Consider the following 13932-nt stretch of genomic DNA (forward strand, 5'->3'; position numbering starts at 1 on the left):
GGTCCATGGCTCTGACGAAGCTCGGTCGGGCGGACACCCCGCCCGACCGATCCCTCGAAACCTTCCCGATCGGCGACAGCTCGCAGGAGATCACCATCGACTGCCGGGAGTTCACCTGCCGCTGCCCCATCACGGGGCAGCCGGACTGGGCGACGATCCGGATCGACTACCGCCCGGGGGACCGGGGAGTGGAGACGAAGAGTCTCAAGCTCTACCTGGAGACGTTCCGGGACGAGGGGATCTTCCACGAGCACCTGGCGACGAAGATGCGTGACGATCTGGTGGCCGCTCTCGAGCCGGTCTTCCTCAAGGTCACGGTCAACTTCAACGTCCGGGGCGGCATCGCGCTCGCGGCGTCGAGCACGTACGAGCGCTGAACCCGCCCGGGACGGCCCGGAAAGACGGCGGCGGCCGGTGGTTCCCGTAACCACCGGCCGTCGCCGTTCTCGTCGTACTCCGCCCGCGGTCCGCTGGGGACAGGTACGCACGCGGGCGGGCCGGCGCCCGGAGGCACCGACCCGCCCGGATCAGGTCAGAGGAACTCGTCGAGTAGTTGGAAGTAGGTCAGCTTGTACTCGTCGACGGTGGCGCAGCCGTACCGTTGGAGGAAGTGCTCGCTGTACGCCGGCCCGTAGCCCCAGACGTCGTCCTCGCCGATGTTGTACAGCGCCAGGGCGAGGTCGGTCCACCGGTCGGCGACGCCGACCCGGTCGACGTCGATGACGCCGGCCAGGTTCAGCGTCTCGGGGTCGATCAGCACGTTGTCCAGGCACAGGTCGCCGTGGCAGACGACGAGGTCGTCCTCGGGCGGGGGCGTCATCCGGCTCAGCTCGTCCCAGAGCTGCTGGGCCGTCCAGCCCTCGTGCGCGGTGTCCACGTCGTCCGGGTCGAACGCGCCCAGCTCGATCCCTGCCTTCGCCTGGTGGATCAGGTCGGGTAGCCGCCGCTCGAAGGGGCACTCCGCCACCGGCAGGTCGTGCAGCGTACGCGCGATGTCGGCGACCACCTCGATCACGCGCCGGCGTTCCTCCGGCTTCCAGTGCCGGGCGGCCGGCCGCCCGGGCAGCGTCCGGGTGACCACCCACTGGAGGTCGTCGTTGGCGTCCACCGCCACGACCTCGGGAACGGGGATCCCCCGGGCGGCCAGCCACTGGAGCCGCTCGGCCTCCTTCACCGGGTTGAACCGATGGTCGTCGGGGTGCCGGGGCGGGGTGGTCTTCACGTAGAAGGAGGGCGCCTCCCCCACGCGGTAGACCGTCGCGCCGGACGAGCGTTCGCCCAGGCACTCCCACGGTTCGCCCCGGTCACCCCAACCGGCCACCGGAATCGGTGCCGCAGTCACCATCGCAGGCCCTGGCTCCGTCTCCTCAGCCCGCCGGTCAGGCCTTGGGGTCGGGGACGAGGACCGGCCTGATGCTGCGGTCCCGGTTGACCACCTTCTCGATCGTCTCGTCGATCAGCGCGTTGGTCCGCTCGTCGTCCCGCAGCAGCCCACCGAACGCCCACTCGGCGAAGTCCAGCTTCCGCTCCTCCGTCAGCTCACCGCCCGTCGTCGGCGCGATGTCGGGGCGCTCCGCCACCACCTGACGCGTCGCCTTCCGGAACGCCGACAGCGCGTGATCCACCGCGGCCTCGTCGAACGCGGTCGTCACCAGCTGCGTGCCACTGTCCTCGAAGTACACGCCGTACTCGTGCGCCGCCTCGTAGATCTCCCAGCCCAGCTCGTCGTTCGGCAGCACCACGTCGAACATCAGGTCGGGGCCACCCACCCAGTTCGGGATCCCGGCCTCCGTCAGGATCTCGCGCATCCCGTCCGCCAGCCGGCGGCCCATCCGCTCCGCGTTCTCGTACACGCCCGGCGTGTCCAACACGTCCATCACCGCCAGCGCCGCCGCCATCGGCGGCACCTCCCGCGTGTACGTCCCCTGGACCCCCGCCACGTCGTACGCGTCGATCAGATCCCGACGACCCATGACCGCCGCCAACGAGTGGCCGTTCGCCAGCCCCTTGCTGATCACGATCAGGTCGGCCGGAACGTCCAGCCCGTGCACACCCTTCGGCCCCGCCCGGAACCCGGTGTACACCTCGTCCATCATGAACGGCACGTCGTACCGGGCGCACGTCGCCGCCATCCGCCGGTAGTAGTCGAGGTCGAAGTACAGCAGCTCCGGCGAGATGAGCACGCCGGCGACCTCGTCACCGAACGCGTCCAGCATCTTCTCCAGGGCCTTCTCGTTGTACCCGAAGCCCACCACACCCGAGGACTGCCGGTACCCGAACTCCTCGGACGCCAGCTGCCACTCGTGCCAGCCGTGGTAGCCGCAGCTCAGGATCAGCTCACGGCCCGTCGCCGCCCGCGCGAACCGCGTCGCCAGCGCCGTGCCCTCGGAGCCGGTCTTGTGGAACACGACCTTCTCCGCGCAGGCGTACCGCTCGCACAGCCGCTCCGCCAACTCCACCCGCGGCACCGACAACGTCGACGCGAACGCCGTACCGTAATCCCGGATCTGCCGCGTGATCGCCTCGATCACCGCGGGGTGCCGGTGCCCCAGGATGATGGTGCCGCTGGAGGCCGTGAGGTCGACCATGCGGTTGCCCTCGACGTCGGTGAGCCACGCACCCTCGCCCGACGAGATCATCGAGGAGAACCGCGTCTGGATGTCGTACTTCTCCGCCGCGGTCACGCGCCGGGCCCGCTCGATCAGCCCACGGTTCGTCAAGTTGGCAGAATCCATGTCCTGGCTACCTTCTCTCGCCGATTTATGATCTTGCCCAGGGACGTCGCCGGGATGCGTGCCGAGCCGTCCGACCGGCATGTCCGATCCGTCGTCGGCGGCCGCCACCGGCGATCCCCCAAAAACACCGTGCGCGCCAGCATATAGCACCGCACCTATGCGCGGTATGGCCGAAACAGCTCTTGACGGTTAGCGGTTTAACTTTCCGTCGCATCGCGTAAACAGGGTGGAGCAACCACCGGTCATACGTTTCCAAGCTCTCGAATCAGGGCGTCACGGACCACGTCGAGGTCGCCCCCATCCACACCTCACGTACCGTGGTTTTCCGCGACGAAAACGGACAGGCCGAGACCACGCGGCTGCCCGGGCGAACCTCATTCTTCCCGGATCGAATCAGCGTGCCTCGGCCGAGTTGCCCGAAAGGCCGGGCCGCAACACTTCTTCCAAGCGTCGCGACCCGATCGGAAACGTCGGCATGCCTACCCTGGGTGACCGAGCGTGGGAATGAGGAGGCCGTCGGCCGTGCGCCCGCCCGGCGCCGGCGTACCCCGCCGCGGTCAGCCGACGACCGCCTCGGCCCCGACCATCTCGGACTCCCGTCGCCCCTGGTCGAGCAGCTCGACGAAGCGCCGCTGGATCCGTCCGATCCGCTCGTCCTCGGTGGGGCGGACGAGGAACGAACACCCCTCGGTGTCCCCCGCCGTCTGGGCCCCGACCTGGGCGCTGACCTGCGGCACACCGCTGTAGAGCGCGATGGCGGCGGCGATCATGTCCCCGGCGAAGCGGCAGAACTGGTCCGCGCCGGCGCCCTTGACGACGTCGGCGACGTGCTGCATCACGCAGACACACCCCTGCGGGTGGCCGAGGGCCAGCAGCCCGTCCGCGCTCTCCCGGACCGCCCGCACGGTGGCCGGAAGCTCCTCCGGGTCGTCCGGGTCGAGCTGCGCCATGCTGTGCTCGACCAGGCGCGCACCGGCCTCGGCCACGGAGACCGGACCCTGCCGGCGGCGCTCCTCGCCCTCCAGGACGTACCCCGGCCAGAGCGCCATCGCCAGCGTGCCGACCCAGGCCGTGTAGAGCTCGTCCGCCTCCAGCACCCCGTTGGCGAAGGCGAAGTTGAACTGGTCGAAGAAGGCCGGGTCGGTCAGCGGATCGACGATTCCCCTGGTCAGGCAGGTCTGGTAGTCCGGGGAGCCGTAGATCGGGTAGAACGGGTTCGTCCAGAACTCGACGCCCGCCAGCGTCAGGTTCACCGCGTCCTGGACGATCGCGTCGAGGGTCTGGTCGGGGAGCCCGACGATGATCGCGGCGCTCGCCCTGAGCCCGAACTTCTCGAACAGGGCCACCCCGGCGGAGACCTTGTCCAACGAGGTGAACCCCTTGCGCATCTTGCGCAGCCGGGCCGCGTCGGTCGTCTCCAGGCCGAGGAAGAGGTCGTCGAAACCGGCCGAGACCATGCTCTCCACCAGATCCTCGGTGAGCTTCACGACGGTCATCCCGTTCGGCAGGCTCAACCGGATGTCCAGTTCCCGGCGGACGATCTCCTGGCAGATGGCGTGCACGCGCTCGATGTCGAAGGTGAAGTTGTCGTCCTCGACGAGGAACCGCCGCACCCCGTGCACCCGGACGTAGTGTTCGATCTCGTCGACCACGCGCTCCGGGTCCCGGGCCCGGAACTGCTTGCCGACCGTGGCGTGGACCGTGCAGAACGAGCAGGAGAACGGGCAGCCCCGGCTGGTGATCAGGGTGACCGCGTTGCCGTACCGGGCGAAGTCGAGCTGGTCCGCGGCCGGCGGCGCGAGGGAGTCGAGGTCGGCCACGAAGGGTGCGCGCGGGCGGATGTGTGGCGCGCCGGCCGTGGCGCAGTCGCAGAGCCCCTCGCCGCAGCGGAAGGCCACGCTGAGTAGTTCGGTCAGGGGCCGCCCGGTGGCGAACGCCTCCATCAGCGCGACGGTGGACACCTCGGCCTCGCCGAGCATCACCACGTCGATCTCGGGGACCTGCAGGACGTGCTGGAATGCCACGGTGCCGTGCTGGCCGCCGAGCACCACCTTCGCGTTCGGCAGCACCCGCCTGGCCATCCGGGCCAGCTCGTAGGCCGTCTCGTAGTAGGGGGTGAACATGCAGGAGATGCCCACCACGTCGGCACCGCTGGCGGCCATGGCCGCCTCGATCCGCTCCATCTTGGCGCCCCAGTGCATGATGTGCCGCCAGCGCGGATGGCGGTCCAGCTTGGCCCGCTCGATGGGGGTCAGCTCGGCCTCGGGCACGACGTGGTTGTCCTCGTCGTACGCGAGGGAGTCGAACAGCTCGGTTTCGTGACCTGCGGCGCGCAGGGCGCCTGACACGTACGCGAGCCCGATCGGCACGTGCCGCCCAATCTCGACCATGCAGCCGCGGATCGGAGGCTTGACCAAGAAAACCTTCATTCGATTACCTCCCTGTAACAGAATGACACTGCCCCGAACAGCGGGTGCGTTGGCTGCTCCTGACCTACACCACGGTAATCGATGCGGTAACCCCAACAAATACCTGGAAAGAGCCGGATGCCCGATCAGCAACCGGTAATGAATATTTCCCCAGATAAGCGACGCTTCCTCACCCACCGCCGCTCGCCGAGCTCATCCGGTAGGCACTCGCGATTTGGCTTTGCGGCCCCCTATGCGTGTCCCCCGCGACCGGCCGAAGGCCGCTGGGCAGGCGGGTCAGCCTGACGTTTTATTGCCGACGCCGACGGATGCACGCCGTACGAGGCGGCGCGCTCGGGCGTCTCGGCGGCATCCTCGCCCGACCTGTGGAGCCGGCTGGCCGGGAGGATTGACAGCAATCTGCCAGGCGACCATCGGGTGGCGTTCTTCGAGACCGGGACGGCGGCGGCGTCCGGACGGCCGACATCCACACGTACGCCAAGAGCGTGCGGCTCCCTCGTCGGCATGCGCCGGCGAGGGAGCCGTACCCGTTCCACCCGGGCGTCCGGTGCGGTACGACCTGCGTCAGGCGCCGGTGGCGCCGTCGATGGTCTGCCGGATCAGGTCGGCGTGACCGTTGTGCCGGGCGTACTCCTCGAGGATGTGCACCACGGTGGCGCGGAGGTTGTACACCTCGCCCTCGTCCTCGTAGGTGTCGCCGAGGTCCCGCAGCCCGAACGCCTTGCGGGTCAGCTCCACCTCCTGCTGGAAGAGGTCGAGGTCGGCCACCACGTCGGCGGTCGCGACGTCGTCCCAGGCGCCGTCCGGGCTCTCCTCCGTGGAGTACGGGTCCTCGACCTCCTCGCCGGTGAAGAGGCTGCGCAGCCAGCGCTCCAGCTCGGTCATGTGGCGCACCAGCCCGAGCAGCGTCACGTTGGTCACCGGGACGGCGGCGGTCTTGAGCTGCTCCTCGGTCAGGCCCGAGCACTTGAGCAGCAGGGTGTCCCGGTGGTAGTCGAGCCAGCCCGCCAGCACGGCACGCTCGTCGCCCAGGGCCGGTTCTGGCTTCCGGTCGACGGCAGGGGCGGTCCAGGTCATGGGGTTGTCCCTTTCGATAGCTGAGTCACCTGCGGAAAACGGCGGTCCGTCACCCGGCCGCAGGGTACGCCGGGAACGGCAGGATCCGGGCGGTCCCGTCCTGGCTGGCGGTGACGATCCGCGAGCCGGAGCGGTCGAAGCCCATGTTCCACACGGGAGCGCTGTGCCCCGTCTCCAGCTCGCCGACCTGCTTTCCGGTGGCCACGTCCCAGACCCGGACCGTGCAGTCCTCGCCCGCGCTGACCAGCAGCCGGCCGCTCGGGTGGAAGGTCACGCCGTCGACGACGTCGGTGTGCCCGACCAGCGGATCGACCGCCGGGCGGCCGGCCGCATGGTCCCAGATCCGGACGGTCAGGTCGTCCGAGCCGCTGGCCAGCAGCCGGCCGTCCGGGCTGAAGGCGACGCTCACGGCTCCCTTCGTGGTCCCGACCAGGGGCACGCCGACCGGTCGGCCGGTCGCGGTGTCGTACAGCCGCACCGCGTCGCCGGTCGAGGCGACCAGGTGGCCGTCCGGGTGGAAGGCCACCCCGTCGATCTCGTCCATGCTCTCGGTGAGCGGCTCGCCCACCGGCTCACCGCCGGGGACCTTCCACAGCCGTACGGTGTGGTCCGCGCTGCCGGTGGCCAGGAGCCCGCCGTCGGGGTGGAAGGAGACCCCGTAGACCCCGGCCGTGTGCCCGGTGAGGGCTTCGCCCACCTGTTTTCCGGTGGCGACGTCCCAGATCCGGGCGGTCCGGTCCTCGCTGGCGCTGGCCAGGAGGTGGCCCTCCGGGTGGAACGCCACGAGCCAGATGGTGTCCGTGTGCCCGGTCAGCGTCTCGCCGACCTGCTCGCCGGTGGTGGCGTCCCACAGGCGGATGGTGGCGTCCTCGCCGCTGGTGGCGACGAGGTGGTCGTCGGGGTGGAAGATCGCCCCGATGACGCCCTCCCGGTGTCCCCTGAGCACCAGGGACGGTTGGGTGGGGGGAACTGCTACCGGCTCCACGCGCGTGCTCCGTTCTCGACGTGGGTGTGGGTGACAGGAGTGGCCCGGTGCCGCACCGTGCGGCGCGGCACCGGGCGTCGGACGGTGCAGGGTCGGTACGGGTGGCCGGCCCCGGGGGCGCGACCCACGTCAGCGCGTCAGGCGGCCCGCCGCTGCCGGCCGACCAGGGCGAGCACGGCCGCCAGCACGGCGATGAGGGCGGCCACCCAGAACGCCCGACGCATGCCCTCCACCGGGTCGGCGGGCGCGCCCGCGGCGGTGACGAGGACGGCGAGGCCCAGCGCCGGCCCGACCTGCTGCACGGCCTGGAGCACGCTGGAGGCCGCTCCGGTCACCTCCGGGGCCACGTTCGACATGATCGCCGCGGTGCCCGAGGCGAAGACCAGCCCGGCGCCGACGCCGCCGAGCAGCAGCGGGCCGAGCAGCGAGGTGGCGTAGCTGCCGTCGGTGGAGAACTGGGCGAGCCAGATCATCGCGACGGCGGTGAGCGCCCCGCCGATCGCGGCCACCACGCTCGCCCCCAGGCGGGGCACCAGCTGCCCGGTCAGGATCGCGGCGACCAGGACCAGGACCGCCGTCGGGAAGAAGGCGAAGCCGGTCCGCAGCGCGGAGTAGCTCCACACCCCCTGGAGGTACTGGGTGAGGAAGAAGAACATGCCGGCGAAGGCCGCCGGGAAGAAGAGCAGGGTGACGAACCCGCTGGCGCGGGCGCGGTCGGTGAAGAGCCGCAGCGGCAGCAGCGGCTGCGGGGCGCGCCGCTCGACCAGCACCAGGACGGTGAAGAGGACCGCCGCCGCGACGAAGCAGGCCACGACGACCGGGTCGCCCCAGCCGGCGGTGGAGGTGCGGACCAGGGCGTACACCAGGGCGACCATCGCGCCGGTGGCGGTGATCCCGCCGACCACGTCCAGCGAACCGCGCTGCGGCTGGCTCTCCTTGAGCGCGCGCGGGGCGAGCAGGAGGACCAGGGCGACCACCGGCACGTTGATGAAGAAGACCCAGGGCCAGGAGGCGGCGTCGCTGAGCACGCCACCGAGGATCAGGCCGAGGGTGCCGCCGGCCGCGGCGACGCCGGTGTAGACGCCGATCGCCTTGGCCCGGGCCGGACCGTCGGCGAAGTTCGTCGCGATCAGCGAGAGCGACGTCGGTGCCGCCAGCGCGGCGCCGAGGCCCTGGGCGGCGCGGGCGGCGATCAGCATCTCGCCGCCGTTGGCGAAACCGCAGACCAGCGACGCGACGCCGAAGACCGCCAGACCGACGAGCAGCACCCGCCGCTGGCCGACGATGTCGCCCGCCCGGCCGCCGAGCAGCATGAAGCCACCGAAGGCGAGGGCGTACGCGTTGACGACCCAGACCAGGTTGGCGCCCATCCCCAGGTCATCCTGGATCTGCGGGAGCGCGACGTAGACGACCGTCGTGTCGAGGACGAGTATCAGGGCACAGGCGGCCAGAAGGGCCAGCGCCAGCCCGGGCCGGTCGGGGCCCGACCCCCCAGCCTGCTGACGCTCCGCTCCGGTCACCTGTTCGGCCGTGTCAGACATAAAACAGCCTCATTCATATCGCTCGGAATCCGATTCCGCCAATGTATGCAATTCGGCGTGTCCGTCTGGAGACCGAAAACGGTCCGTCCGTCCACTGTCAGCGAATGTCACGGGCAATATTGCCCCCGCAACCGCCGCCCGCCGGACGGACAGGTCATCGCTGTCTGTCCGGCGGAAAAACGCTCTGCGGATATTGGCCACCGGGCCGGCGTCGACGGCGTCAGCGCCGTTCCGGCCGTCGCGCCACCGCCTGCGGGCGGTGCCACGGCCGGTCGGTGGTCACTCCTCCCGCAGGTCGAGAACCACCCGGATCGTGCCGTCGGTGCGGTTGATGGCCCGGTCGATGGCCGGCTCGTAGTCGTCCAGCCTGACGATGTCCGTGAGGATCGGCCGGGTGTCGATCGCGCCGCTCGCGAGCAGGTCGACCGCCTCCCGGTACTTGCCGCCCGGGCCCATCACGCCGACCAGGCTGGCGTACCCCAGCGGCAGGCGGGCGGTCTCCAGCGGGTGCTGCGCCCCGACCTGGTAGCCGACCAGGCAGACCCGCCCGCCGGGACGGACCAGGTCGAGCGCCCGGACCACCGACTCCGGGTCGCCGGACGCCTCGAACACCACGTCCACCTTGTCCTCGTACGAGGTCAGCTCCGGCAGTTCCGAGGGGTGCACCGCGACCTTGGCGCCGCTCTCCTCCGCGACCTTGCGGCGCTCGGCGACCAGGTCGGTGGCGAGCGTGACCGTCGCGCCGGTCACCTGGGCCGACTGGAGGATGAGCTGACCGATGCCGCCGGCCCCGAGCACGGCGACCCGCTCCGCCGGGCGGAGGTTGATCCGCTCCACCGCGTGCAGCGCCACCGCGAGCGGCTCGGTCTGGCTCGCCGCCGCGAGGTCCAGCCCCTCGGGCAGCTGGTAGAGGTTGGTCATCGGCACGGCCACGTAGGCGGCGCAGCCACCGTCCACCGTGAAGCCGATCTCGATCAGGTTCTCGCACATCACCGGAAGGCCGTCCCGGCAGGGGCCGCAGGTCTGGCATCCGACGATCAGGTCGCCGGCCACCGGACGCCCGACCCAGGACTCGTACCCCTCCGGGGCGGACTCCACGACGCCCGACCACTCGTGGCCCGGCACGATCGGGTACCGGTTGCCGTGCCACTTGCCTTTGTAGAGCCAGAGGTCACTGCCGCAGAGGCAGCAGTAGTGCACCTTGACCACGGCCCATCCGGGCGGCGCCGACGGACGCGGCGCGTCGATGACTTGAGCCTTGTGTCCCCCGTGGAACTGTAGCGCCCGCATTCGTCCCCCAACGCGCATGTAAGATGTTCTCCGGACACGATAGAGCCCGATCCATCGGTGCTCAATATGTTCTTCGGTCGAAGTTGCACCTTGACGCGGCTTCCATAGTCGACTAGCGTCCGGAAAAGGATTCGCGGTCTGTGGAGAATTGACGCCCCACATTTCGGTGTACGCTCCGGCATTCCGGCCTGGCCCGTGCTGAGGTGCCAGCAGTCCGCGTGGCACGTCGGGGGGTGTGGCGGTAGACATCACGAGACAGTCGTCGTGCCGCGTCTCATAAACGCTGTTGTCCACTGCCACTGTCGCGTCGTACCCGCGCCCCGCTCGTCTCGATATCACGCTCCGTCCACCTGTTGATGGTCCACGTCTCGGGATCGGAGTGGGATTGGGCACCAGCCAGGGCGATCCGTCGCGACCGGTGGCTGGTCGGCGTACCCGGGACCTGCGACACTCCCTTCCATTCACCCATGCCGCGCCCTGGCTGCGGTGCTCCGGCCGTCCCCGGCCCTCGCACCGCTCACCACCAGGGCCGCTCTACCGTCCCGCCCCGCCGGGCGTGACGGTGCCTCGCACCTGGCGGGGCGCCGGCTTCCGGCCTCTACCGGTATCCGTACCGAGAGAGCCGAGGAAACCCAGATGGACTCCGTACACTCCGACCTGAAGGTCGCCATCGTCGTCGCCGACGTCGCCATCGTGCTGATCGTCGGCTCCCTGCTCGTCATGCTGTTCCGCCGGATGAAGCAGCCCCCGGTGATCGGCGAGATCACCGCTGGCATCGTGCTCGGCCCGAGCGTCGTCGGCCTGCTGCCCGGGGACGTCACCGGCTTCCTGTTCCCCGCCGAACTCCGCCCCCATCTGTCGATGATCTCCCAGGTGGGGCTGCTGCTCTTCATGTTCCTCGTCGGTTGGGAACTCGACAGCAAGATGCTCAGGCGCAGATCCGGGGCGATCGCCTCGGTCTCGCTCTGGGCATTCGTCCTGCCCTTCGCGCTCGGCCTCGGCGCGGCCGCCCTCCTCTACTCGCGGCACGACGTCGTCGGCGGGAAGCACATCCCCTTCTGGTACTTCGCCGCCTTCCTGGGCATCGCGATGTCGATCACCGCGTTTCCGGTGCTGGCCCGGATCCTCACCGACACCGGGCTGGCGGGCACCCGGATCGGGGCCCTTACCCTGGCCTCCGCCGCGCTGGAAGACGTGCTGGCCTGGATCCTGCTCGCGGTCATGGTGGTCGGCTTCACGGCAAGCGGCGGCGTCGCCACCCTGGTCACCGTCCTGGGGCTGTTCCTGCTCTACGCGCTGGCCATGGTGGTCGTGGTCCGGCCGCTGCTGCGTCGGCTCGTCGGCCGGCTCACCCGGGGCGGCAAGGCCTCGCCCTACCTGGTGCCGCTGATCGCCGCCGGGGTGTTCCTCTCCGCCTACGCGACGTCCTGGATCGGGGTGCACGCGATCTTCGGGGCGTTCGCCTTCGGCCTGGTTATGCCCCGGGAGCCGCGGACGCTGCTCGCCGGTACGCTGCACGCCCCGCTGGAGAGCGCCGTCCGCCTGCTCCTGCCGATGTTCTTCATCGTCACCGGGCTCTCCGTCGACGTCGGCGCGCTCGGCTGGACCGGGCTGGGCGAACTGGCCCTCATCATGGCCGCCGCCTGCGTCGGGAAGCTGCTCGGCGCCGCCACCCCGGCCAAGCTGTCCGGCATGAGCTGGCGCGACTCGTACTCGGTGGGGCTGCTGATGAACACCCGGGGACTGACCGAGCTGGTGATCCTCAACATCGGCGTCTCGCTCGGGGTACTGGACGGCCAGATGTTCACCATGATGGTGCTGATGGCCCTCCTCACCACGGCCATGGCGGTGCCGCTGCTGCCCAGCGGCCTGCCCCGGGTCCCGGGGAACCTGTTCACCATTCCCGCGGGCACGAGGCCGTCGGGCCCGGCCACGGCCGCCCGCCCGGAGCCGGCGGACGAACCGGTCAAGGCCGGCAAGCGCTGACCCGCGTCCGAGGGCGGTGGTGGCGCGGGCCACCGCCGCCCTCGGCACCCGTGCGACCCCGGTGTGTCGCCCACCGCAGCCCCGTCGCCCTCGACGGTTCCCACCTGAAACCTGAGTAGGCTTAACCGCCGGCACGACGGCGTGACGGCGAGGTGAAGGGTGGTGGTTGGCGCATGCCGACGGAGAAGCGCAAGGCTGTGGTGCTGCTCAGCGGCGGGCTGGACTCCGCGACGGTGCTCGCCATGGCGGTGCACGAGGGGTACGAGGCGCACGCGCTGAGCTTCCGCTACGGCCAGCGGCACACCGTCGAACTGGAGGCCGCCGCCCGGGTCGCCAAGGCGCTCGGCGCGACCCGGCACGTCGTCGCCGACATCGACCTGCGGGTCTTCGGGGGGTCGGCACTGACCGACGACTCGCTCGCCGTCCCGCACCACGCCAGCGCCGACGAGTTGGGCGGCGACATCCCGATCACCTACGTGCCGGCCCGCAACACCATCTTCCTGTCGTTCGCCCTGGCCTGGGCGGAGACCCTCGACGCCTCCGACATCTTCATCGGGGTGAGCGCGCTCGACTACAGCGGCTACCCGGACTGCCGCCCCGAGTACATCGCCGCGTACGAGACGATGGCGAACCTCGCCACCAAGGCCGGCGTCGAGGGACGGCAGCGGCTGCGTGTCCACACCCCGCTGATCCAGCTCACCAAGGCCGAGACCATCCGTCGGGGGCTGGAACTGGGCGTCGACTACGCCTGGACGCACAGCTGCTACGACCCGGTCGACGGCCGCGCCTGCGGCACCTGCGACTCGTGCCTGCTGCGGGGGCGCGGCTTCGCCGAACTCGGGCTGACCGACCCCGCCCTGTCCCCCGGCGGGTGACGCCGGTGTACCGGGTCAAGGAGATCTTCTACACCCTCCAGGGCGAGGGCAGCCACGCCGGGCGGCCGGCCGTGTTCTGCCGCTTCACGAGCTGCAACCTCTGGACCGGGCGGGAGGAGGAGCGACACCGGGCGATCTGCCAGTTCTGCGACACCGACTTCGTCGGCACCGACGGCCCGGGTGGGGGCCGCTTCGCCACCGCCGCCGAACTGGCCGCCGCGGTCGCCGCCGCCTGGCGGGGCGAGGACCACCCGCGCAGCCGCCCGTACGTGGTGTGCACCGGCGGCGAGCCGCTGCTGCAACTCGACGAGGCGGCCGTCCGGGCCCTGCACGACGTGGGCTTCGAGGTCGCGGTGGAGACCAACGGCACCCGCCCGGCGCCGCCCGGCCTCGACTGGGTCTGCGTCAGCCCCAAGGCGGGCGCCGAGCTGGTGCTCACCCGGGGCGACGACCTGAAGCTCGTCTACCCGCAGCCGGGCGCCGAGCCGGCCCGCTTCGAGGGCCTGGACTTCGCGCACTTCATGCTCCAGCCCATGGACGGCCCGGACCGGGTCGCCAACACCGAAGCCGCGGTGCGGTACTGCCTGGAGCACCCGCAGTGGCGGTTGAGCCTGCAGACCCACAAGTACATAGGAATCGCCTGATGGAGATCTTCCGGGAGTTCACCTTCGAGGCCGCGCACCGGCTGCCGAACGTGCCCGAGGAGCACAAGTGCGCCCGGCTGCACGGCCACTCGTACCGGGTGACGGTGCACGTCAGCGGCGACGTCGACCCGCACTCCGGATGGGTGATGGACTTCGGCGACCTCAAGAAGGCGGTCGAGCCGATCCGCGACCGCCTGGACCACTACTACCTCAACGACGTGCCGGGGCTGGAGAACCCGACCAGCGAGGTGCTGGCCCGCTGGATCTGGGACCGACTCGCCGACTCGCTGCCGTTGTCCGCGGTGGCGGTCCGGGAGACCTGCACCTCCGGCTGCGTCTACCGCGGCGAGGGCTGACTTTCCGGGGCAGC

General features: G+C 70.6%; 12 protein-coding genes. 5 read left to right on the top strand and 7 right to left on the bottom strand.

The window, feature by feature from the left end; all coding sequences use genetic code 11:
* Nucleotides 1-5 precede the first annotated feature (5 nt).
* The gene (gene queF / locus ABGB16_RS15620; protein WP_347668771.1) at nucleotides 6-377 is read left to right on the top strand and encodes a preQ(1) synthase; all 372 of its coding nucleotides are present in this window, start codon (nucleotides 6-8) and stop codon (nucleotides 375-377) included.
* Between the two features lie 155 nt (nucleotides 378-532).
* Here the strand turns inward: queF and ABGB16_RS15625 are convergent, their stop codons facing one another.
* The 7 genes from ABGB16_RS15625 to ABGB16_RS15655 all read right to left on the bottom strand — a co-directional run bounded on the left by ABGB16_RS15625 (nucleotide 533) and on the right by ABGB16_RS15655 (nucleotide 9976).
* Nucleotides 533-1345 carry an APH(3') family aminoglycoside O-phosphotransferase gene (locus ABGB16_RS15625; RefSeq protein WP_347668772.1) on the bottom strand — a complete coding sequence of 271 codons (813 nt, stop codon included), beginning with the start codon at nucleotides 1343-1345 and terminating at the stop codon, nucleotides 533-535.
* A gap of 34 nt (nucleotides 1346-1379) precedes the next feature.
* Entirely contained in the window at nucleotides 1380-2735 is a 1356-nt protein-coding gene (locus tag ABGB16_RS15630) for an aminotransferase class III-fold pyridoxal phosphate-dependent enzyme (RefSeq protein ID WP_347668773.1), read from the bottom strand.
* Nucleotides 2736-3292: 557 nt separating this feature from the next.
* Complete coding sequence (locus ABGB16_RS15635) at nucleotides 3293-5164, bottom strand: radical SAM protein (RefSeq protein ID WP_347668774.1); 1872 nt, start codon at nucleotides 5162-5164, stop codon at nucleotides 3293-3295.
* Between the two features lie 564 nt (nucleotides 5165-5728).
* Complete coding sequence (locus ABGB16_RS15640) at nucleotides 5729-6241, bottom strand: DinB family protein (RefSeq protein ID WP_347668775.1); 513 nt, start codon at nucleotides 6239-6241, stop codon at nucleotides 5729-5731.
* Between the two features lie 49 nt (nucleotides 6242-6290).
* The gene (locus tag ABGB16_RS15645; RefSeq protein ID WP_347668776.1) at nucleotides 6291-7226 is read right to left on the bottom strand and encodes a WD40 repeat domain-containing protein; all 936 of its coding nucleotides are present in this window, start codon (nucleotides 7224-7226) and stop codon (nucleotides 6291-6293) included.
* Nucleotides 7227-7363: 137 nt separating this feature from the next.
* Complete coding sequence (locus ABGB16_RS15650; RefSeq protein ID WP_347668777.1) at nucleotides 7364-8767, bottom strand: MFS transporter; 1404 nt, start codon at nucleotides 8765-8767, stop codon at nucleotides 7364-7366.
* A 279-nt stretch (nucleotides 8768-9046) separates the two neighbouring features.
* Nucleotides 9047-9976 carry an alcohol dehydrogenase catalytic domain-containing protein gene (locus ABGB16_RS15655; RefSeq protein ID WP_347668778.1) on the bottom strand — a complete coding sequence of 310 codons (930 nt, stop codon included), beginning with the start codon at nucleotides 9974-9976 and terminating at the stop codon, nucleotides 9047-9049.
* A 717-nt stretch (nucleotides 9977-10693) separates the two neighbouring features.
* Between ABGB16_RS15655 and ABGB16_RS15660 the strand changes: the two genes are divergently transcribed.
* The 4 genes from ABGB16_RS15660 to queD all read left to right on the top strand — a co-directional run bounded on the left by ABGB16_RS15660 (nucleotide 10694) and on the right by queD (nucleotide 13918).
* Nucleotides 10694-12043, top strand: coding sequence for a cation:proton antiporter (locus tag ABGB16_RS15660; RefSeq protein WP_347668779.1), 1350 nt, complete (start codon nucleotides 10694-10696; stop codon nucleotides 12041-12043).
* Between the two features lie 173 nt (nucleotides 12044-12216).
* On the top strand, nucleotides 12217-12918 hold the full coding sequence (gene queC, locus ABGB16_RS15665; RefSeq protein WP_347668780.1) for a 7-cyano-7-deazaguanine synthase QueC: 702 nt from the start codon (nucleotides 12217-12219) through the stop codon (nucleotides 12916-12918).
* 5 nt (nucleotides 12919-12923) lie between these two features.
* Nucleotides 12924-13562 carry a 7-carboxy-7-deazaguanine synthase gene (gene queE, locus ABGB16_RS15670; RefSeq protein WP_347668781.1) on the top strand — a complete coding sequence of 213 codons (639 nt, stop codon included), beginning with the start codon at nucleotides 12924-12926 and terminating at the stop codon, nucleotides 13560-13562.
* Entirely contained in the window at nucleotides 13562-13918 is a 357-nt protein-coding gene (gene queD, locus ABGB16_RS15675; RefSeq protein ID WP_347668782.1) for a 6-carboxytetrahydropterin synthase QueD, read from the top strand. Before queE ends, queD begins: the two co-directional genes overlap by 1 nt.
* Nucleotides 13919-13932 lie beyond the last annotated feature (14 nt).

The organism is Micromonospora sp. B11E3, from assembly GCF_039871625.1.
Lineage (GTDB): Bacteria > Actinomycetota > Actinomycetes > Mycobacteriales > Micromonosporaceae > Micromonospora.